Raw genomic sequence first — 21351 nt, 5'->3', positions numbered from 1 at the left:
TGCTGGGACACAATACTCGCCCCTGCTACTATCACACCCAAGAGCCATGAAACTACTGAACACCTACGAAGACCGTGACGAAGCAGAAGAATCCGCCGAAAAGCTGATTGGCAATAAGCGGCTAGCTAGTGAACGTGACGCTACCGTAATCATATACAACCTGTTTGGCATCCCCAGCTGGGGCAACTTCCATCGCCTCGGCATGTACAATCTGGGAGAGCTGCGAATTCTGCTAAATAACCGGGCCAGCTGGCATTCCACCGACCAGGCGCGACATACCGAGATCATTACGACTTTGAAGAGCGTGGCTAAAAACTACGGGATTGAGTTGCCTGGACACTGGCTATAGGGCTCCATTCATACAGCCCACTTAGCCTCATGCCTTCGTATTAAAGATTTCGCACTTAGCCTCCAGACAGCATCGTGACGTTAAGATGAAATCCAGACCAACTCTTATTTAAATACACCCACTTCTGTCGATCCAGATCAACATTACTTTCAGCATAGCGTCTCTGGAGCTAAGATCTCTACATAAGCAATGAGCTCGGCAGCATAACTGCCGTTACTATTCACAGCACCTTTGTGCTTGAGTTCTCGTTGCAACGTTGGCTCTACAATCCTTGAAAAAAGGCTAAGCCGTTGTTCCGATGAAAACTTTGGCTTAATGGTTGGTGCATGCAAATAGCGTTCACACTGTCGCTCTAATGCAGGCACCCGCGCGCCATCCTGCGTGACGGCAATAGGCTGAACAACCACACGGCGCTCACCGTTTCCGGCTGACGTTTCGATTATCCAGAGTGACAACAGCACCGGCGCTTCAACATCCCCTGTAACTGCAATACCAATTTCTTCCGGGAGAACACTTCGCCAGCGATTCAGCTCTTCTTGTACCAACGGATGATCCAGTCCCATCAGTTCAACATTGTCGCGGCTTGTGGCAGTTTCACGATTCAAGGTGAACTGGGCGCGGCGAACTCCATCAATGGTTACGAGCTCGTAGCTCTCGTCGTCAACCTTAACGAACCGCTGCTGTCGATCCGCGACAGCCGCAGACATGAAGCGTACCAACCGATCCAGGCTCGACGACACATCGGAAAAAGGTTTGTAGTCGTCAAGGCTGAAGCCTTCTAGGTCTTGGAATAGATCGAACACTACCTGTCGTGCTTCGCGCGAATTGGACAGGGCAGCTTCAAGCTCCACCTGTGTCCGCTTCAATTCAGGGTCTGATAGCGCCTCTTGGTACAGACGGTCATAGTTGAGCCGCTCTGAAAGTTGGCCAAGAATCTGCGCACGCAGATCTTCGGCTACATTGCCTTGATCGTCGACCTTGCCAACGGCCCTGGCGATCTCTGTCAACTTTTCATCCAGTAGCAGAAAAATCCGCCCCTCAATAGTGTCCGAAAGGACTAGGTTGTAAACCTGCGCCGTATGGTTCTGCCCGTAGCGGTGGATGCGACCGATACGCTGTTCGACGTCCATTGGGTTCCATGGTAGGTCGAAATTGAACAGGACACGCGCAAATTGCAAGTTGATTCCTTCACGACCAGCAGCAGTACACACTAGCACGCGAGAGCCGTCTTTCTGACGAAAGCGGCGCTCTGCCGCAATCTTGGCTCCATGATCGCCACCTCGCAGCACCGCCACACCCTGTCCGGGGAAAGTCTGATTGATTTCCCGGGCGATCAAATCCACCGTACCTAGATAGGTGGCGAATACCACGATTTTTTCATTCGGGTTCTGTCGCCACAAAATGCCGAGGCCGTCGAGTAGCTTCTGCATCTTCGTCTCGCGCTGTTGCGGGAATACCTTGAGCAGATCGCCAATTCGCAGTCGTTCTTCAGGAAGGTGCAGCTCCACGACAGCCGATGCAGCTTCCTCAGCGTGTGCGGCCGAATACTCGCTGCCGTAGGGGTCCGAGGCAAGCTCCAGTGCTTCTTCATCCAGTTTTTTGACCAACCGATGCTTAAGATCGGCCAGCACACGGTCGACCTCGCTGCGCCCTATACTGTCATACGCAAGGTTGAACGCTTCATGAATCAGTTCGCGCGCTGCATCGGTTAGACGGTCACGCCCCTCTATGTCCAGATCTTTGTCCCGCAGCAATGCCTCGTGCAACGTCAGCATCAAGAGACGGCGCTTCAGCGTTCGCCTCACGGCGGCGAAGCTCGACGCGGCAATCTTCTGGAAGATTGCCATCAAGAAACCGAGGGCTCGCCCCTGACCACCCTGACGGCGCGCAAGGTCGAATCCATCCTCCAAATACTCGCGTAGCTTCTCGTAGAATCTCCGCTCCTCATCGCCCATCAAGAAAGACTCGGTATGCACCCAGCGACGTGCAAACAGCGGCGAACCATCCGGCTGGCAGGCATCGGCCTTGGTGCGGCGGAACATCACTGTATTGAGACGGTGCCGATGTTCCAGCATTTCCTCCGGGCTATTGAACAACGTTGGGTTCAAAAGTTGCACGAGCATCCAGAACTGGAAATGATTTCCCTGGTGCGGTGTGGCTGACAACAGCATCAAGTCGCGTGAATGGTCTTTCAGCGCTTCTGCCAACTTGTAGTTCTCGGTCTTTCTCACCTTACCGCCGGTGCGGTAGGCAGTGAGATGATGTGCCTCGTCGAACACCACCAGATCCCAGCGTGGTGCATCCAATAGGCGCTTGATACGCGCTGGGCGCTTCAAAGTGTCTATACTCACGATCAGACGGTCGTGCTTGGCAAAGGCGTTGGTTTTGCGGTCGGTGATATCACCCTCGGAGCCGAATACTTCGAAGTCGAGGTTAAAGACTTCGTTGAGTTCGCGGTGCCAGTTATTCACCAGCCCGGCCGGCACCACCATCATTGCACGACTCAGCTCTCCGCGGCTTGCCAGCTCCCGCAAGATCAGCGCAGTCTCAATGGTCTTGCCCAGGCCCACCTCATCTGCAATCAGGTAACGGCGTGGCGATGCAGTGGCAATTCGGTGGGTCAGCACCACCTGATGTGGGAGGAGATCGATCTTGGCAGAGGTCAGCGCCGACGCACTCTCCATCACTGGTAGTGCGTGCGCCTCATAGGACAGCCACGCCTTGCGTGCACGGTCAGTGCTACCGTCCACCGAGCTCAAGATGCGCTCGGTTCGGGAGAGCTCGCGGCGAATTGAGCTAAGCGGGACTCGGCGCTCACCGACGCCAAAAAATGCTCGCAGATAGCCTTCACGCTCCGCGTCAAGAATAACGCCTTGACCGTATTCGTGATGGGTGATCCGTTCTCCGGGATGGAATTGAGACTGATCTGTCATCGAAGCCTCAAGTAATCCGCAGGTGAAAGAGCCCAGAAGGCTTTGCGCCTTCACACAGCAAAATTTCTTGGGGGTATTCGTGCGCTTCTCCCCATAACACCCGACCAAAGTCGATGCGCTCGTTGGCATTGGGATGAGCACAGCGCCAACTCACCGCATCAGTGGCAGAGTTGGATGTAATGCGGCCAGCGCCAGACGGCAACCAAAAAATCAATGCTGCTTGTCCGTCGTAAAACGCCTGAAAGGACAGAATCGCGTCCTTCATTTCAGAAGCCAGCCAGCTTTCGGCATCCGTAGGGGTGAGCAAATCTAGGCAACCATCCAGCCCCGCCACCACCATGGTATTGTTATCATTGCTAGGCAAGTCTTCCGGCCAATGCCCGGTCGCCTGCACAAATTGGCGCAAGCTCCACACCTCGCAGGCGGTACCGACTTGCGCTAACGCTTTGGCATCCCACATCCAGCTCGTGCCACGTCTTTGCCACACTGTGTCGCGTATTTGCTTCATTCTCCATACTCCTCAAACAGCGATCCCTGTTGCGGCTTGGGAGCTTGTGTTGCAGCCCAATTATTGAAGATCGATACAGCTCGCGATGCTGCATTGCGAGCAGATGGATTGACCGCGCGACGAGACAGCCATTCAAGCAGCGGCTTCAAGGCCACGTGGGGTTTGAAGTTTTCGTTCTTGAGGGTATCCGAAGCATTGATGCCGCTACCGTCATAGCAAGCACCGATCAACACCAGAGCCTGATCAAGATCGGAGGTGAGTTTCCGTTTATGCTTTCCCTGCCAATCGCGCGCAAAGTCAAGAGGATCGGTTAGCGTGAAAACCTTCCTTTTCTCGCTACACCAGCCGCGCTGCTCAAATTCATCTGGCGTGGTGATTGAACCCTTGAGGAACTTCTGTAACTGATCACGGGCGAGTTCGGTCTTGCCATCGAAGGTGCGTAGAAACTGCCTAGACATGGGCTCCGCATTCACCGGCGGTGGCTCCTTGCCTTTATCCGCATCATCGTCGATGAGCTCATTGATACCGACGAGCGCTTCCTTGACGGAAATCGCACGGCCCTCGTCGACGTAGACCTTGCCGTAGTGGCGCGAAAAATACTCCAGCGCCTTGCCGCGCCGAATCACCTGGATGTCGGCCGCAGGCAACCCTTCCTTGACGTGGTTTTCCAGCATCGCCTGCAATTGCCGCACATCCGCCATCACTTCGCGACGCATCCGACCCCAGCTTACTGGTTTGGGCTCTTCCGTGCGTTTGCGACAGACGTGGATGATGTCGTATTCGATGGTCTGGGAACCAAACGTTCCTGGCTTCGCTCCGTCTCCTTTTGTCTCGTCTGATCGAATAGGGTACGTGGCTTCAAGGTAAAAACCAGCATCAAAGAGCGACTCCAGCACGGCCACCCAAGGCTTGTCCTCACTGTGGTGGAACGTAAAGGCAAGAAGACCGCTTGGTTTCAGAATGCGGTGAGCCTCTCGCCAACACTGCGTTAGTAGCCTCTGGTAGAAGCCATCCGGGTCTTCCGGCTCACGTGCCCGGTTGGCGACTGCCTCAAGTGATTTGGGCGTGTACTCGGCATTGAAATACTCTGGATATTTGTCTTTAAGCGCGAGCCGCAGCCAAACGTAAAAGAAGTCAGCCAATTCGGAATAATGCAGCAGACCACCGAATGGAGGATCGGTAATGACCAAATCCAAGCTTGCAGAGGCGAGCTGGTTAAGGTCCGTCGACGAGCCTTGATGCACAGCAACATCACCTACTGGGTCACCTAGAAAAACTTTTTCACTCTTTCCGGTAACCTGACCAGACAAGTGAGAAGCGCGCCTTTGAAGGCTCTCATTGCTAACGACTTCCCATGGGCGCTTCGCCCACTCCCCTCCTTCCAAAATCCCCTCAATGCAGGATGCCCAATTCCCACGGCCTAGCGAAGCAAATACGCAGTTCTCTACAACATTGTTCTTCGGATGGTAGTTATTGTTACTCATGTGAGGGACAAGCTTGTCGTACCCAATGTCCCAAAAACAAAATGAGTTTTGATTTCTCAGATATTGCTGAAATGCACCGAGGACATATTCGCGAACAGGCCAATCATAAGGCCCTGTGGTCATAATTGACTTGAGTAACTGCGTATGCACCAGCATCTGGCGTGGATTGAACATAGTCCACCAGTGAGTAAAGCCGTGGTTCGGTATTCCACCATTGTTCATGTGCGTCATGAACCCGAACGGAACTTCACTACGAGGCCAATATTCAGCCAAGTCAGAATTTTTACGAGCGTCCCACTCTTTAGCTGCTGCGTCGTGCTGCTGAGCATGCACCGTATCGAACGGTGCAAAGAAACGGCCGTTGTACGGCATGCCAGCAGAATGCCGTTTAGGGGCATAGCCTTGGACGGCATAAGCAGCCATTGGCCCCACTTTTCCACTTGCCTTAATCGTGGTCAGCACACTCTGCACGGTGCCGCAGGCACTGCATGCGTAGTTTGATTTCTTGGGTACTGTCCCGACATTAGTCTTAAACGTGATTTTGGTTTCAGGGCATGTCACCTCTTCAGGCAACTTACCGCGTACTTCCAATAGGCGAATCTTGGCTGCACGCTCTTGATTCCAAAGAGTAGAAGATGCCACGTCGTCCTGTGCAGAACCGCCGAAGGATTGACCATTGGCATTTTGCTGTGCGCTCCCTGCAAGCCATTGCGGATGCACAATCAAGCTGAGTTCAACCTTCTTTTTCTTTCCCTTGCCGAGTTTGACCATCTCAACATGGTCACAGTGCGGACAAAGCACACCGCGCTTTGGGTCGAGCGTTGAATACGGATATTCGCCCGGCGCGACATATAGCGGTACATCGGGGGCCATGCGTGCAGCATTTTCTTCAACGTCGAAATCAACATTGCACTTGCTGCAAGAATGCTCCCAATATTTGACGCTGATTGTCTTCACCGCCATCACAGGGCTACTCATGATGGGAGTGCGATGGCCGCAGCCTGTTACCTGACAGGGGCCATGCTTAGCCCAGAAGGTGTAGATAATCTCCGGGCCTTCGTAGGCATAATCAGGCCGTTGCTCAATTGTCAGGCTTAACGGATCAAAGTCTTCCGCCATAACCCGCTTACTTGGCAGGTGCGTCCATTGCCCTTTTTCATTATTGGGGCCGTCGCAGTAGTAGTACGGCATGATCTGCGGCTTGACCTCTGCCTCAACGTCGGAGAGCAGGCGCTTCACCTCCTCCAGATCGACATTGGCGAGCTCTTGCTTCACAACGAACCATGCCACCGGGTTCAGATCATTACCGACCATCTGCATCCCGAGGCGCGAGCCCTCTACTAACGTAGTCCCGCCGCCCATGAAGATGTCCGCCACCTTCAAGTGTTTGAATGCGCCTTTTTTCTGGTGGTTAGCGTAGTAGTTGTCCCACACCAATTTCGCGGCATGAGACTTGTCTTCTGGCGCTTTGGTCGCTGCAGCAATCAGCATCGAGCGAAATACGCTGGAGCGTCGCCGCGCCCACCACTTCGACATCTGGTAGATCGGCTTGCCCGCGTTACCCTCGATGATTGCGACCTGATTGACTGGCAGGATTGGGAAGTCGACTTCCAAACAAGTCAGGGGGCGATTTGGGTCGTTGAAATCGACCGTCTCCATCGCAACGGCTTTGCCTGCACCGACAGCTTTAGCGACTTCTAGCGCCAGGAGTTCTTTTTTGCTTGCCATGCCGCGCCGCCTTTAACTAACTGGATTATTTCGAGAGAGTTCAACAAACGGTGACAGCACTTCAAGCAGCGAAAGGCCGCCGTGCGTCAACGTCGGGTAACCACCTTGGCTCTTCCACTTCCAGCGGCCAAGGGCGAGAAGGTAAGCGCCATGGGGGCTGTTAATTTGCATTGCCACGGGTGGTACGAAGGGGCCGCAGTCTTCTTGCGAAAGACCGGCGCCCGGTTTGCTGCGCCCGCTGGAAAAAGTTTTTTTGAGAAACTGACCAACTTCGCCATCCGCATCTGGGAAGTAACCCGTAGCGGCGTAACCGTGATCTGAGGTAATAACCAACCGCCGCCCGGTAGCCAAGCGCTCCACAAAGGCCCAAAAATCGTCGCTGCTCAATTGCTCGGCAGCATCGCGCGTCAGTGTATCGAGCCCCTGACCTGCGCCTGCACCATCGTGCAGCTTGCTGTCTGGCCAGTGATGCCAGAACACCCAATTCGGCGAAGTATCGACCAACCCGGAGCAATCTTTCCAAGGCATATCGACACTCTCGGTATAGGCTGGTTGAAGGCGATGAGCCATACCTCCACCGTTATTCTGCAACTGACTGCGGCTGCCAAAGCCCAAGGCGCGAGCAAATTCATTGGTTTCGCCGGGCAATTCGGATGCATTGGCCGTGACCTCGTGCAAGGTAAAACCGCGCTCCTTCGCGCCCTGCAACAACCAAGGAAGCTCGCGCAGTGACAAGCCATCGAGGATCAGTACCGCTTTGGCGCTGCCGCCGCCATACCCAGGTTCGCCCCACCAGCGTGCAAGCCTGTCCGAGGTGCGCTCCACCGTACTGCCGAACGCTCGCCAAAGATCCCATCCGCCAGAAGATAGGAAGTGATCCAGCGCACCGATTTCACGGTCACGTTTGGCGACCTCACTTGGCGCATTGCCAGCGCTCAGCGGATTGGATGCGATTTCAATCGTCTTTTTGATGATGACGCGCCAAGCATCGTCAGCGGGGCCCTTGGTCAAGCTGTGCAGTACCTCTGCGTCGAGGGCCATCAGTTATCTTCCTTCTCAAGACTGAGATCAAAGGTCATGCCGTCGGGCAGCTTTTTGAGTAATTCCTTAAGCTGGGCACCGGTCGCGGCGGACACCTTGATCGAGACTTCGCTAGTAGCATCTCCGACGATTTTCAATGCCTCGATAAGGCGACCGTTTGCGTTGCTCACGGAGCTGAGATGTACCGCGTGTACTGATGCTGCTGGGCCAATACCCCAGCCTTCAAGCTTACCAATAAGATTTAGAGCCGAGGTGGCCGGGTTGTTCAATGCGATGCGCGGCTTGCCGCTGGCGTTGATGTTTGGTTCGCCACCAAAAATTCCCCCTCCGCTGGGCGGATTGGAGGTGAAACCGCCGGAGGGGGCATTGCTACCGCCGGGAGGCGTAGTCGATGTTGTGATGCCAGCGCCGTGAAAGAGACCACCGCCAGAGGAGTCTCCCTCAGACGACACCAGAGAAGGGGTTGCGCCACCCGTTGTGAGCACGGCTGAAGGCTCCATCACAAATACTTCGTCGAGCTGTCGACCGGTATAGGAAAGCTTGGAGCGCAGCCGCCGCCACGCTGTTTCCTCATCTTCCCCCGGCTGCGCTTGGAGGAACTCCATGCCACGCACATTGATGGCGATCCTGCCCCGCGCGCAAAGACGCAGCAGACGGTCCTTCATTAAGGTTTCACCCAGCCAAGGAATGCAGTCTTGGCCTGCTGGACGCGGCTCTTGCAATTCTCGCAGTAGCTTGCCAACCGCTGAGTTATCACTAGCTGCTTCTTGCACCAGGTCGTCGAAGTCTTCAGGCACAAATAGATCATTGACCAGAGCCTCCTCAATGCCCTCGGGAATCTGTGCACCCTCTTTTCTCAAACTCTCGACGGAAAACATGCACTGACTCGAGTCGGTGAAATTCCAGCGATGGAGTACGGCAAAGCGATCAAAGCGTTTTTTCAGAATGTCGCGAAGCTCGCCCTGATACTTTGTGTGCAGCTTCTTGTACTCGGAGCTCTGACCACTCCATTCCAATGCCTTCATTTCAGCGCGAGCGAGGATCAGCAGATCGCGATCTTGAAATGCATTCGATGAGCCTGAGCGTGGCAGCAGGAAGCGAATGGTGTTGCGGCGCTTTTGCAGATGATCTTTGATCCAGAGACCAAGGCGCAGATCAGTGTTGTCCGGCTCTTCAGGGAGAACGAGGATTGGCAGGCGGTTATCCCAGCGCTCCGGCTGTTCCGACTCGTCGAGCGACGACCAAGGGTCCGACTGCCAGGATTTCGGCAGTGCGATCACACGGAAAGTTTTGGCTACTTCTTCGGTACCGCCGATGACGTAACGAACTTCCTTGGCAAGCTGCACAAGATCGGATCCATCAGAGAACAGTTTGTCGTTGCGCGCACAAGCCATCAACTTGGCCTGCGGGTTCTCTTCTTCACGGAAGACCAGGCGAAGGCCATCCTGATGGATATTGAAGCTGTTCTCTACGACGGTGGCCAATTCTACGTGGAAGGCGTTGTCGTCGATGGGCGTATCGCGCGTAATGTCTGCTTGCAGCGTCACAGGCTCGGCACCGGCTAGATTGCCTACAGCAATCGAGCGCAACCACAGCGCCCCCACAATTTCCTGCAGATGAGGGACGATACTAGCGTGCGTAGGTACGGCTTCCGTGACCGAGATGATGTTCTGCTGCGCCTTGGAGCGCAGCGTTCGGTGGTGTTCGTTTGATACTGAGTCCAACAGCGCACCAATGCCAGACGAATCGTCATCCAGCCGAAAATCAGCAGCAGTAAGAATAGGCGTAAGCTCGCCACGACTCTTGTAAAGGTTGGCCAGGATGCGAATCATGTCGCGCGTTTCCTGTGCGTCCGTTGCAATCAACACTTGCTCTTCGAGCAATCGCAGTAGGTGGGGGGCGTAGGGCCAGGATTCGTTGAACTCTTTGCGTTTGCGATCCTGCTCAGATGGCGGCACGTCCAGCAAGCGGAAGTACTCGGCGATGTGCTTGGCCACCAAGGATTCGATATTGGTCGTTGGAATCTGCAAGCGGTTATCGAACAGCCGGTGCAGCAGCATCCGCCGACGATCCTGCTGGATCCGCTCGGCGTTGCCGCCAGCTTTGAAATCAATGGCGACCGGATTAACGCGGTGTACCTGTTGGTAGGCGTCGCTGCCGCCATTGCGTACTGAGATGACCAGCACTAGCAGTTCGGGGTGCTCCTTGGCGATCTCCGACAATATCTGGATGAAGTTGAACGCCCAGTTCTTCCAAGGATACTGCTTAGTGTTAGTCAGGCCGTCGAACCATGTCTGGAATTCGTCCAGAAGCAACATCGTCGGAGTGTGCTGCAACAGCTCAAGGATCAGCTTGTCGGATGGGATATCGGTCTTCGCGGCGCCCATGCCTTCCCACTTACCCTTGATGTAGGTGCCGTGGGGGTGACGCTCGAAAAGCAAATCCCATAAAAACTTGTAGCGCTGGCGATGCAGGCTTTCGCCGAGCACGAGCATTTCGCTGCGAAGAGCGATCTTGCCGATCTGTGGATCATCCAAGGTTGTTGCCCAGGAATTGAGCCATGCGCCTGTGGAAGCTGGGTCATTGACCGCGTGGTAAAGCGCGGCCATCAAGTGCGACTTACCGAGGCCTCGTTCGCCGATAACAACCACCGGTCGACCCTGGTTTGGGCCGACGGCCTCGATGCCTTTCAGAAGGTCGTGCGTCGGGTAGGTGATTTCTAGGAACTGCGTGGCTGCAACCTGAGTTGCGCCAGTATTTGTGTCGTTGGAGAGCTCAATGGCTGTCCCTCTGAGGCGCTTACCTCGAAACTCCTCTCTCAGAGTCAGTCCAAGCATTACTTTCGCTCCCTTTTGATCGACTGAACAGGTGAACACCAGCTCAAAAATGCAGCGGCTAGGGGGCTGAAAAACTGATTCTGCCACCAGCCCCGCAGTTGCTCACCGAGATAACCGACTAGCACTCGCAGCTCCGCTATGGTTTTGGCATCGTTAATCATGAAGCCTCTCGTCATCCAGCTGGCAAAGAGCCGAATGATAAGGTGGATGCCATCATTTGGGGCAGAATTCTTTGGCCAACCTTCAGAGCCTGCTAGCCCAAAAACGCATGACTAGCATCCCCGAAGGCCTTGGTTACAGCCTTGCAGAGATAACTCTTCTCTTAGAAAAACGTACTCTGCCCTTCCACCTCACCAACATTCAGCAAGTAAAACGGGTTGGGGGGAATCTCGACCAACCCTTGACAGGCTTTATAGGTAACCCAAAGACGCTGGCCTCTACTCCACAGGCAATTGACCATGTAGTACCTGCCGGTCTAGTACGTCTCCAAGGCTGCAAAAGCGTCTTAGAACACATGCCTCCGTCTGCGCTGAGACATCAGTTTCTTTGCTCACCAATGCTTCGCTTCGAACCACGACCTACGCGATTTACTCACCCATGACAGATACCGATTCATATCCGAACATGTCCTTGGAATTAAGGTCTGGCGCTGACACAGCTCGACAAACGTGTTTATGTCGAACACGAAATCGACGTGCGAGACGCCATACCGTAGGATCCGGCGCTGTTTCCAGCTGCCGACTTGGATCGGGAGCGATCCGAACATGATTCGCCAAATTGGAAATAAACGCCGAAAGAAGTTAATTCAGTACCAACGATCCGCTTGTGGCCCTATTCATCCTAGTCATCATCAGTCCGCCCCTGTACGCGACCCAAGATAAAAACTAAATTTTGACGCGCCCCTCAAGAATTCGAGCAGCAAGACCGTCTTTAAAATGAAAATAGCTAGCCATTAAAAATAAAACTAGTTGCCCCCACCCAAGATATATTGTGGGCTGCGCCACCATCCCAAAATAAAACAGCAAAGACATTGCAACCAAGAAAAATCTCTTTGCCGAGTATAACCCAAACTGCGTGTCATCTGCGGCGCGATGTTTAATTGCAGACCGAGACATTCTCACTGCAATCTGGCCAAAGATGATACTGGACACTAACGACCAATCAGGTGCTAGTAAGATTTCTTCCCACGACGATGTATACAGTTTGATTGCCACAAGAAAGACAAAAGGCGTGACTATGAAGATGTACTCGGAAAAAAGCTCCGCCCACATCGTACTTCGTTTTTTAGAAGAGAGGTTTTGTTTCATGCTGTAATCCGACATCGCGGTGAATTTGCAAAACTCTTACGACTTTCGCACCCGAAATGAACGGTTTACCTTTCCCCGGAGGCGGAGAGTAAATTTCAATTGAAACCTCAGCTTCCATAACGTCTCTGGGACCAATAGGTGCTATAGAGCCATCCTGGTAACGCTCAAGCCACGGCAAGTCAGTGATCTTGGCATTGTAGCGACTGTTCGTACTGACGCTGAGCATAGCCCAAGCTCCTTTACCGATGTTGACTGGCGCTCTGACGTAAAGTTTATCCACGCAGCCTTTAGATTCAGTCGTCCCTTGAAACATCTCTTTTGGATTCGCGTTGAAACGCCAGTGAGTATTAATAGCCGTGACATTTTCCGACTCAACAATGCTGGCCGAAGCGCTCTCTTCAGGAAGAAGTCTCTTATTTGCTTCTGACAATTTATTCAATGCATGTGCAAAAGCTTTCCGATCAATTGTTGGGGCAAACATCTGTTCATCATTAAACTTAGCCAGCTCAGCTTCAACTCCTGACGCTAGCTGGTCAACCTCTTCTTCAGTAGTAGTACTTTCGAGTCCCGATAATTCCTCCGCTAACTTCATACTTGACTCGAAAACAGCAGTCTCGAACCATCCCTTGAGGCGGCCAGGAACGGCCTTGAGCACACTAGCAACTGAACCTGTCTCGACACCTTCAAGCCGGAGAGCGAATTCTCCATGTGCGCCGAGACTCCCGACCATGACTTGGCCTATCGCTTCGTAGGCCTCAATATAACTACTCATAGCCTGGAAAATTTCAGCTGGCCGTTGACGCTCCTTCAAAAAGTCAATTTTTATTTTCAGCGTCTCGTGCATTCCTAACTACTTCCATGAAGATGGGTAAACGTCTACCTAATAGGCAGTGCGATCATGCTGACCAGGCAGGATAACCGCTCCCGCCGACAGTGGCAAAATGTCCACACCAGCGCCAGGGAGCTCAAACCTCGCATCACCATTGCCGACCACCCCAAACGTCAGCACTAAGAGTCGTAAAAAATGAGACCCTGTACATAAAAACACTATCCATTATGTCGACCTCATCTGCAATGTGTCAGTAAGCGAGCTTCGAATGCGACATACGAAAACTACTAGTGGAATTAATGTTCAGGCTCGAGGCAGATGAGTCCCTCATGAATAGGAATGTGGATTGGACAGAGATGCACCTTTTCGGATAAGCGGTATTCCAATTGGCATCCCAGAACTACAAAAAATATTTTCCCCAAATTTTTTCAATAATTTGAAGTAACGTTTCGGTGCGCGCTAGATCGATAGACAGACGCTGCACGGCTACGCCGCGTATCTGCGCCACCAGATCCAGCAAGGTGAACTCTGCATTGCTATCGCGCAGAACCGCGTAAGCAGCGTCAACCGCACCCTCGCGGCGCTACGAGGTGATCAGGATGTGAGGATCGCCAGTCGAGTTAGACGTTGGGACAGCAGCGCTCTACCGTCCGCATCCGTGCACCGGTTGGCCCTGATCGTTCTGTGCGCCAAACACGGATTTCAATCACCGACGTGTACTTTTCTGCCGTGAAAACCGACGTCGGCAACAGAGTCAGCCGATTGCCCGTCAGTCCAAGGGGCGACTGTAGATCGAGGACCATCATTTGTTGGCGGGCTCAATCGCGCCGAGAGCCTACTCCAGTCATGAGATTTCTTTTTTGGATCCCATTGAAGTCAATTGGCCAGCACCCCATATGTTTGGTATCACCCAAATAATCCCATTCGGAGGGGCTATCAAGTCATGGCTAGCGGAAAAATGATTGAACGCTTCGAAGGCACTGCTGGCCGGCCAGCCCTCGAAGAAGTGCTTTTGGACCAGAAGATGGTGGTGGGCAATACCGAACTGGCCAAGCGTCTAGCGGACGTTGGCTCGTTGATAGAGCTGGACGAGGGCCAAACTTTTATTGAACAGGATGCGGAGGATACCGACGTCTACTTCATCATTACGGGCCAGGTTCAAATCAAGGTCCATGATCGGGAAGTGGCTACTCGTGGTCATGGCGAGCACGTAGGAGAGATGGCTGCGCTCGTCGTCACAGCTAAACGCTCAGCTACAGTGATCGCCAGGGAGCCTTCGATTGTACTAAAGGTTTCGGCACACGATTTCAAGGCAGCTGCGGATACCTACCCTCGCATTTGGCAGTACGTCACTCGTCAGCTTGTCGAGCGGCTGAATCAACGCAATGACATGGTTCGTCCAGCCAGTCAAGCGCCTCGAGTTTTCATCATTTCCTCGGCGGAAGCCCTGCCAATTGCGAAGGAAGTCGAACGCCAGCTTGAGCACGACAAAGTTTTTGCAAAAGTCTGGACCGAGGGCACGTTCAGTGGTTCGAAGTATCCGCTTGAGAGTCTGGAGGAACAGCTTGATGAGTGCGATTTTGCCATAGCTGTTTTCCAGCCGGACGATGAGATATTTAGTCGCGGCGAATCACAGAACGCACCACGCGATAACGTAATTTTCGAGATCGGGCTATTTATCGGCCGGCTCGGCAGGAGGCGTTCCATCATCTTAATTCCTAGAGGTGAAGGGGTTCGATTACCTTCCGACCTCGCAGGCTTCACTAACGTCACCTATGGGCCGGCCGTTGGCAAAGACCCTGCAAGACTCGGCCCCGCATGTACTGAGTTGCAGAAAATTTTCAACGAGCTTGGCCCTAGGTGAGCTAACAAACATCAGTCACTTCGGTATGCAATCTGCTCCATGCATGGTTGCGTACCCTTACGGTAAGGAGTGTTGCAGTGAGCAAGAGCTGGAACCATAACCGCGCGGTCGAACACATCGACAAAAAAATGGCTGATGTGGAAGACGTCACCATCAAGGACTACACCCGCGACATGTCGCTGGAGTCGATCCCTACGAATGTGGCCTATAGGGTCAACGGTGTTCACATGTATGTGGACATTCAGAATCTCCAGGACATGCTCGAAACTACGCAGGTCGAAGGTACCGATTGTCATAAGCGAACGCTACGGTTCCTTGACCAACACTATCGCGCGGTGAAACGCATCCTTAATCAGGTCGACGCTCGACGAGTCGACTTCCATAGCCAACGACTGCATTCGCTGTTCACTAAACCCTACAATAGCGAAACCGACGCTGAGAAGAAGCGTGTCCAACGAGCGGTTGCCACTGCACAACTCATCATCGATGTGCTTGCGGAAACAGGTGACGATGTTGAAAAAATCCCAGCAGCCAAAGTTCGTATTGGTATCGACACTGGCTTGTCACTCGCCGTGAACAACGGCCGAAATGGTTACCGCGAACCACTGTTTCTGGGCGATCCCGCCAACCATGCAGCCAAGCTTGCGAGCAACAACAGTGCAAGAGGCATCTACCTCACAAATGCTTCGCGTAATGCCATCGGCTTGGCGGAGCAGGACTCGCCCGAAAAAACACCTTTAACTGTCGAAGAAATCAAAACCTGCCAGGAAGCCGCCAAGCTAGGTATGACGACCGACGAGATCGTCGAAGAGTGGCGCGAAGACCTGAAAAACAACCCTATCGGGGGTTATCAGTTCACACGTCAGACCCCTCCTCTATGCGACATGGATATCTCTAAACTAACGCCGGCGAATTCCAAGCGGCAGGAGATGGTGAGTACGTACGCCGATATCGATGGTTTCACAGCTTATGTAGCCGAGAATATCGACGATAACGCTGAGGACGTGGTACGCACCCTACATGTCTTACGTGCAGAGCTTGAACGCGTGGTCACGTCTGACTTCAAGGGACGGCGAGTACGCTTCATCGGTGACTGTATCCAGGCCCTAACATGTGAAGGCACAGCACATAACACTGACGAGCAGAAATCGGTTTCGGAAGCTACTCGCCTGGCAGGTGCGTTGCGCAGCAGTTTCAATTTGGCGATTGAACGTTTGGGGACGAAAGGATATGAAACGGGTGAACTCGGCCTTGCCATCGGTTTCGATCTAGGGCCGATTTCTATAACGCGTTTGGGCAAACACGGCGACCGTATTCGCTGTGCCATTGGACGCAAGGTAATTGAGTCCGAGAACCGCCAGTGCGCATGCAAAGGTACGGAAACTGCGATTGGCCAAGCGGCCTATGACGCTGCAACCGATGCCGTTAAAACGCTGTTCGGCACACCCCGAAAAACCGCAAACCTTGATTATGTTGAGGCGACAGAAGCCTTGGCCGATAAGGGTGATGAGTCGGCAAAGCAAGCGCGTTCAGAAGCTTATGCCGGAGCCCCCGCTGTGATTCTTGCAAATGATCGAGAAATCCGACCCTATGCGATCACAGTGGCCGGCAAGTCGAATCAATTTTGATCACTGCGATCGATCTGATTGAACAACTAGCCCCCGATTTTGGGGGCTCTTGCGCCAGGATTACTGATTCCTCAAGCCTCTTGGATCTGCCAATTCAGTTGGTTGATGGCAGAGTTCTTCACTACCGATTATTGCTGCAGCAGAACGGCGAACGCCTCTCTGCACGAGAGGAAGCTCCCGTTCAGTTGCCTGCCTTCTGTCCAGAGCGGCACATCAATTACGACGGTACTTTTTGCCTCTACTTTCCGGCCGCCAGTCAGCTGACCGTCACCGACAGCACCTCTGCGGTCGTTTGGTTTGAGACGCTTTACAAGTACTTGAAGCTGCAAGAACGTGCCAGGGTTCAGCGAAAATGGCCCAATGCAGATGCTTGGGCGCACGGAGGGGCAGCACACCATCAGCTACGAGCGCTCAAGGCTGCATCTGCTCTGAATAACAATATCGCTGCTGCCGTTGCAGGGAATCAGGTTCAGCTAACTCGTAGAAGGTCGAACAATCGTTCGATATTAGAAATCTGGATCCATGGCGTTCACGTCTATAGCGTTTGGGAAAACCACAAGCGGGTAATCAACCAAAGGAAGCGATGCTTTTGCAAGACATCCGGGTTGCGTCGCCCGAAAAGACTACGTCGGTGTATCGACCATGCAAAACATGCGTCCGAGCTCGCTCTCGCTATGCGTGACTGGGAAGATGAAGAGAAACGCTATTGGGATAGCATACATGGCGTAACGTGTTGTGGATCGTGCGATAGCTGCCCGCTTCCACGTAAGTCTTGACCACATACCGTGCGCAGCCCCTTAAGGTAGTCGTCCGCTTTTGTAGTGTTTGAGGCAGCCGTCATTTCCTCGGATTCGGCCAATGATGATCATTGTTCAACGATAGCAAGAAGCAGCTTCGGGCAGTTCACTACCGATCATGGTTACGAAGCGTGCTGGTCAACTCCGATGCAATCGGTGGTCTCGAATGCAAACTGGTGGACAAGTGAAGCGCAGTATTCCAATTGGTATTCCAACATAAAATAAAATCCAACATTAATTCTATAAATCAATAATTTACAGATCTAATTCAAATTACCCCGGCTCCACCAACTTTACATCTAAAGACGTCCACGGACGTCTTTTTTTGTGCCTGAAATTCAGTAAATACAAGGGTTTCGGGGCCATTGAGGGCTTTCGAGGCTTTTAGTGTTCCAGGCGATTTGGTACTCCCAGTGATATTCCAGTCAGGGTCTTAATAGCCCGGATGATCCCTAACCACACGCCGGTGGCCACTTGCAGGCTGGTGGCCGTTTTGATGATGCAATCTGCCCGCCTAAGCCTTATCAACGCAGATATTAGCCAACGAAATCCCCCCCTCCTGCTTCACGAGAAGACTGGTTCTGTCCGAGCGCGAACGCCTGCGGCAACCATCAGGACGATGGCGGGCACAATAACCACGCTGGCCGATAGCATCGCCCCCTTGAATCCGGCCACATTCAACGCACCTCCACCGATAATCACACCCAGCCCGATCGCGCTATTCAGTACAGCGGTATGGATTGCCGTGGCCGGTACCGTGTGATCACCGGCAATCCTCAACACCCAGGTCTGCAGGCCAGTAAACAAAGCGGAAATGGCCACCCCCCAGATCACCAGCAAGATAACCACCGGCGCGATGCCCAGAAGAGGACCGTAAATGCCCAGGGTCACCAAGGCCAATGCCATCGCAATCAACGCTATCAGAATGAAAGCGCTCAAGTAGCGATCAATAAAGAGCGCACTAAGCAGATTGCCGAGGAAACCTGCGGCCCCGAAGGCGAACAGCAAGACAGCAATCAAGTACGCCGTAATCCCAGGTACTTGGCCAATAAACGGTTCGACGAAAGTGTAGGCACCAAAATGCGCAGCCGCTGTCAGGCCGGTAATGACGTAAGTGATCAACAGATCCTTACGCCGCAGCACCGCTGCGAACCCGACACCCCTGGCAAGCGAATGAATCTGCATGCTGGGAAGCACCAGTGCTATCGCACCGGCGCTGGCAACACACATCAAGGCCAGGCACACAAAGGCCGTGCGCCAGCCATCGTATTGGCCCACCAGATTGATCAACGGAACGCCCATGACCGTGGCGATCGTTATGCCGCCCAACACGATCGAGGTGGCTAGCCCCATGCGATGCAGCGGCACAATATGCGCGGCAGTGGCAGCCACGATTGCCCAGAACACACCATGGGCTAATGCGCCGACGGCGCGGGCGCCGAGCAACGTCGAAAATTCGGGGGATAACGCCGCCAGGCCGTTGGATACGACCAGTATCAGCATCAACGCGATCAGCAGCGTCTTGCGCGGAATCCAGCGGTTCAGCCAGTTGGATAGCAAGCCGCTGGCAGCGCCGATCCATGCGTACAACGTCACCGTCAGCCCGACGGTAGACGGGGGTTGACCCAGGTCGGATGATATCTGCGACAACAAACCAATGGGGGCGAACTCGGACGTCACCATCGTGAACGAGGCCATACACAGCACACTGACTGCACACCCTATCCGCAAGGCTGAGCTGACCATCGATAATGTCCATCCCTGTTCACTGCTGAGTCATGGTGAAGCCACTCGCGTTGCCGGCGCTGCGCGGGTGGGTTCGACACCTTCTACGTTAGATATCCACGGACACATCATACTCGGCGAGCCGAAGGCCGAAACATCGTCCAGATACGTTGAAGGTTAACCGACTGGCGACAGCGTTCGCGAGCGTCGCCAAACCGCCTGCTTGCCTGTGCTTCTCAAGCCAAAGCCGGGTTTATCTCCAGTGAGGGACGCACTCCAATCAGGTTCGTCTTCCAATCATTATGCCGGGTCACAAAACCCCAGGGCATGTGAACTTCAATGCACGCCCGCCTTATCAGTTACGACGTGCGCTGCATGACAACCGGCGTTGCAGTAGAAAGACAGCACTCAAGTTAGGCGAACTCGGAAGTCGTCACTTTCAACTCGGGGCTAGCGGCACCGCAGGACGGGCCTTCGGAATTTTCCCGCAAGATGTCGCGCGCTTGATGAACTGGCGCGCAGTGACTGACGCGGATAGCCTCCCCCAGTCGCTGCAAAATCAGCGACCGGGTTTAGCAGCTCGGTTAATATCAAGGCCGGCAAAGCCACCCTCCGTTCCAACGATGCTTCTCGCGTCGGCTGGTTCGCGTTATGGCGGCTGTGCGTGGGGCACTTTCGGGTGCGCCGGGTTCCTTGATTCCTGGTCTGCTAACCCGCGCTCAGTCGCCACCCTTTTCGTTTAGCAGCGATGTCTGGCGACTCCATCAATCAAGGAGTTTCAGCCATGACAAAAATCACCCCCAACCCCCCTTCTGCTACCCTCTTCACCCTTGCTCAGGACATCTCCCCCGAAACCCTGCTGATCCAGGCCAGCGAAACCCTCGCCTCACTCAACGCCATGACCACCGACCTGGCCTTCGAACTCGAAGGCGCCAACCGTCACAAGTTACTGGGCGCCCAACAATTGATCGTGCTGGGTGAACTGTTGGTCGAGCGAGTGCTGGTACTCACCCAAGACGCGCAAACATTCCAGTAACCAAAAAGGCCGAGGCGCATTCCGCGTCTCGGCCTTTTGATGGCATCGAAGTATTTCTTGTCGAGCAGGTCGTTGACGTTCAGCGAGGCCGACCGTGTCGAGTGCTTCAAGCCCCCGCAAACGGGTTTCCAATCTTAATCATTATCAACACTCAAACCAGCAAGTTAGCCAACTAACTAATTTCAAACATCCGCCTGAATAGCTAATCATCCGCGTCGCTATTGCTTTAACGATAAACCTCTCGATTATTTTTATTTCACATATATTTTACATTCCCCTACATATGCTAATGTCATTACGACATCAACGCTATTCCAACCAAAATCAAGGGGTGTGTATGGCAGGTGTAATGGCATCCGTTAACAGCCGTACACAACTGGTAGGCCAGAACAGGCTCGAGTTATTGCTATTCCGGTTCAATGACCACCAGCTGTATGGCATCAACGTCTTTAAAGTCAGGGAAGTTATCCGCTGCCCTAAGTTATCTCTACTACCAAAGTCTAATAACAACATTTGTGGCGTTGCCAATATCCGCGGCGCTTGCATCCCTATTCTAGACCTCGCGATGGCAACAGGACTGCCCGGCATCACGGATAAAGAAAGCGCCTTTATTATACTTACGGAGTACAACAACCGCGTTCAGGGTTTCTTGGTCTATGCGGTTGAGCACATCGTCAATTTGAACTGGGAAGACATTCATCCGCCCCCCAAGGGCAGCGGTGACAACAATTACCTGACGGCCGTTACACGTGCCGATGATCGTCTGGTCGAAATCATCGACGTGGAAAAGGTGCTGACGGAAATCTCGCCCTCGTCCGAAGAAATATCCATTGGCGTGGTGGATGACGCGGTCACCCAGCAGGCCAGGCACCTGCGTGTGCTGACCGTGGACGACTCGATGGTGGCGCGTAAACAGGTGACCCGCTGCCTGGAGACGGTAGGCGTCGAGGTGGTCGCCTTGAACGATGGCCGCCAGGCGCTGGATTACCTTCGGGCCATGCTCGACGAGGGGCGCAACCCGGACGAGGAGTTCCTGATGATGATTTCAGACATCGAAATGCCGGAAATGGACGGTTATACCCTGACCGCCGAAATCCGCAGCGACCCGCGCATGGCCAAGTTGCATATCGTGCTGCACACCTCCCTGTCGGGCGGTTTCAACCAGGCCATGGTCAAGAAAGTCGGGGCCGATGATTTCTTGGCGAAGTTTCGCCCGGATGACCTGGCAGGCCGCGTAGTCGCGCGTATCAAGGCTGCGAGCCCTCTCTGAAGCCGCAAAACAACA

The 21351-nt window shown here is 53.6% G+C and carries 14 protein-coding genes and 1 pseudogene; 7 read left to right on the top strand and 8 right to left on the bottom strand.

Annotated features, from left to right (window positions below; all coding sequences use genetic code 11):
- Nucleotides 1-46 precede the first annotated feature (46 nt).
- Nucleotides 47-349 carry a hypothetical protein gene (locus HCF10_RS22745; RefSeq protein WP_167656465.1) on the top strand — a complete coding sequence of 101 codons (303 nt, stop codon included), beginning with the start codon at nucleotides 47-49 and terminating at the stop codon, nucleotides 347-349.
- 149 nt (nucleotides 350-498) lie between these two features.
- On the opposite strand, the gene HCF10_RS22740 is transcribed toward HCF10_RS22745, so the two are convergent.
- The 7 genes from HCF10_RS22740 to HCF10_RS22710 form a co-directional block, all read right to left on the bottom strand.
- On the bottom strand, nucleotides 499-3282 hold the full coding sequence (locus HCF10_RS22740; RefSeq protein WP_167656464.1) for a DEAD/DEAH box helicase: 2784 nt from the start codon (nucleotides 3280-3282) through the stop codon (nucleotides 499-501).
- Nucleotides 3283-3289: 7 nt separating this feature from the next.
- Nucleotides 3290-3790 (bottom strand): hypothetical protein, encoded by a 501-nt coding sequence (locus tag HCF10_RS22735; protein ID WP_167656463.1) that lies wholly within the window; start codon nucleotides 3788-3790, stop codon nucleotides 3290-3292.
- Nucleotides 3787-7002, bottom strand: a complete 3216-nt coding sequence (locus HCF10_RS22730; protein WP_167656462.1) for a DUF1156 domain-containing protein — start codon at nucleotides 7000-7002, stop codon at nucleotides 3787-3789. The genes HCF10_RS22735 and HCF10_RS22730 overlap by 4 nt, the downstream gene beginning before the upstream one ends.
- Nucleotides 7003-7014: 12 nt before the next feature.
- On the bottom strand, nucleotides 7015-8043 hold the full coding sequence (locus HCF10_RS22725) for a hypothetical protein (RefSeq protein ID WP_167656461.1): 1029 nt from the start codon (nucleotides 8041-8043) through the stop codon (nucleotides 7015-7017).
- On the bottom strand, nucleotides 8043-10880 hold the full coding sequence (locus tag HCF10_RS22720; protein ID WP_167656460.1) for a DUF499 domain-containing protein: 2838 nt from the start codon (nucleotides 10878-10880) through the stop codon (nucleotides 8043-8045). The genes HCF10_RS22725 and HCF10_RS22720 overlap by 1 nt, the downstream gene beginning before the upstream one ends.
- Before the next feature lie 884 nt (nucleotides 10881-11764).
- Nucleotides 11765-12187, bottom strand: a complete 423-nt coding sequence (locus HCF10_RS22715) for a hypothetical protein (protein WP_167656459.1) — start codon at nucleotides 12185-12187, stop codon at nucleotides 11765-11767.
- The gene (locus HCF10_RS22710; protein WP_167656458.1) at nucleotides 12165-13031 is read right to left on the bottom strand and encodes a hypothetical protein; all 867 of its coding nucleotides are present in this window, start codon (nucleotides 13029-13031) and stop codon (nucleotides 12165-12167) included. Before HCF10_RS22710 ends, HCF10_RS22715 begins: the two co-directional genes overlap by 23 nt.
- Nucleotides 13032-13479: 448 nt before the next feature.
- Here HCF10_RS22710 and HCF10_RS31520 point away from each other — a divergent pair.
- From HCF10_RS31520 to HCF10_RS22690, 4 genes and pseudogenes are all read left to right on the top strand, one after another.
- Nucleotides 13480-13697: pseudogene (locus tag HCF10_RS31520) on the top strand (integrase domain-containing protein); the annotation flags it as partial.
- 262 nt (nucleotides 13698-13959) lie between these two features.
- Nucleotides 13960-14880, top strand: coding sequence for a TIR domain-containing protein (locus tag HCF10_RS22700; protein ID WP_167656457.1), 921 nt, complete (start codon nucleotides 13960-13962; stop codon nucleotides 14878-14880).
- 77 nt (nucleotides 14881-14957) lie between these two features.
- A complete protein-coding gene (gene pycC / locus HCF10_RS22695) occupies nucleotides 14958-16508 on the top strand; it encodes a Pycsar phage resistance system uridylate cyclase PycC (protein WP_167656456.1) in 1551 nt (516 codons plus the stop codon).
- Nucleotides 16505-17284 carry an E2 domain-associated cysteine-rich protein gene (locus tag HCF10_RS22690; RefSeq protein ID WP_167656455.1) on the top strand — a complete coding sequence of 260 codons (780 nt, stop codon included), beginning with the start codon at nucleotides 16505-16507 and terminating at the stop codon, nucleotides 17282-17284. Before pycC ends, HCF10_RS22690 begins: the two co-directional genes overlap by 4 nt.
- 585 nt (nucleotides 17285-17869) lie before the next feature.
- Here HCF10_RS22690 and HCF10_RS22685 read toward each other — a convergent pair.
- Nucleotides 17870-19003, bottom strand: a complete 1134-nt coding sequence (locus tag HCF10_RS22685; protein ID WP_237683169.1) for an MFS transporter — start codon at nucleotides 19001-19003, stop codon at nucleotides 17870-17872.
- Between the two features lie 811 nt (nucleotides 19004-19814).
- Between HCF10_RS22685 and HCF10_RS22680 the strand changes: the two genes are divergently transcribed.
- Nucleotides 19815-20066, top strand: a complete 252-nt coding sequence (locus tag HCF10_RS22680) for a DUF6124 family protein (protein ID WP_167656453.1) — start codon at nucleotides 19815-19817, stop codon at nucleotides 20064-20066.
- A gap of 337 nt (nucleotides 20067-20403) precedes the next feature.
- Nucleotides 20404-21336, top strand: coding sequence for a chemotaxis protein CheV (locus HCF10_RS22675; RefSeq protein WP_131699355.1), 933 nt, complete (start codon nucleotides 20404-20406; stop codon nucleotides 21334-21336).
- Nucleotides 21337-21351 lie beyond the last annotated feature (15 nt).

Origin of the sequence: Pseudomonas sp. B14(2022) (assembly GCF_012030485.1) — a bacterium.
Taxonomy (GTDB): Bacteria; Pseudomonadota; Gammaproteobacteria; order Pseudomonadales; family Pseudomonadaceae; genus Aquipseudomonas.
Note: the sequence above shows the minus strand (reverse complement) of the source record. Positions and strands in the feature narration are given on the sequence as shown.

What these genes read in the sequence shown, in the direction of transcription:
- HCF10_RS22720 (WP_167656460.1), bottom strand. Translation starts at nt 10,880, where the DNA reads ATGCTTGGACTGACTCTGAGAGAGGAGTTTCGAGGTAAGCGCCTCAGA.
- HCF10_RS22710 (WP_167656458.1), bottom strand. Translation starts at nt 13,031, where the DNA reads ATGCACGAGACGCTGAAAATAAAAATTGACTTTTTGAAGGAGCGTCAA.
- HCF10_RS22725 (WP_167656461.1), bottom strand. Translation starts at nt 8,043, where the DNA reads ATGGCCCTCGACGCAGAGGTACTGCACAGCTTGACCAAGGGCCCCGCT.
- HCF10_RS22715 (WP_167656459.1), bottom strand. Translation starts at nt 12,187, where the DNA reads ATGAAACAAAACCTCTCTTCTAAAAAACGAAGTACGATGTGGGCGGAG.
- HCF10_RS22745 (WP_167656465.1), top strand. Translation starts at nt 47, where the DNA reads ATGAAACTACTGAACACCTACGAAGACCGTGACGAAGCAGAAGAATCC.
- HCF10_RS22700 (WP_167656457.1), top strand. Translation starts at nt 13,960, where the DNA reads ATGGCTAGCGGAAAAATGATTGAACGCTTCGAAGGCACTGCTGGCCGG.
- HCF10_RS22680 (WP_167656453.1), top strand. Translation starts at nt 19,815, where the DNA reads ATGACAAAAATCACCCCCAACCCCCCTTCTGCTACCCTCTTCACCCTT.
- HCF10_RS22685 (WP_237683169.1), bottom strand. Translation starts at nt 19,003, where the DNA reads ATGGCCTCGTTCACGATGGTGACGTCCGAGTTCGCCCCCATTGGTTTG.
- HCF10_RS22675 (WP_131699355.1), top strand. Translation starts at nt 20,404, where the DNA reads ATGGCAGGTGTAATGGCATCCGTTAACAGCCGTACACAACTGGTAGGC.
- HCF10_RS22730 (WP_167656462.1), bottom strand. Translation starts at nt 7,002, where the DNA reads ATGGCAAGCAAAAAAGAACTCCTGGCGCTAGAAGTCGCTAAAGCTGTC.
- HCF10_RS22735 (WP_167656463.1), bottom strand. Translation starts at nt 3,790, where the DNA reads ATGAAGCAAATACGCGACACAGTGTGGCAAAGACGTGGCACGAGCTGG.
- HCF10_RS22740 (WP_167656464.1), bottom strand. Translation starts at nt 3,282, where the DNA reads ATGACAGATCAGTCTCAATTCCATCCCGGAGAACGGATCACCCATCAC.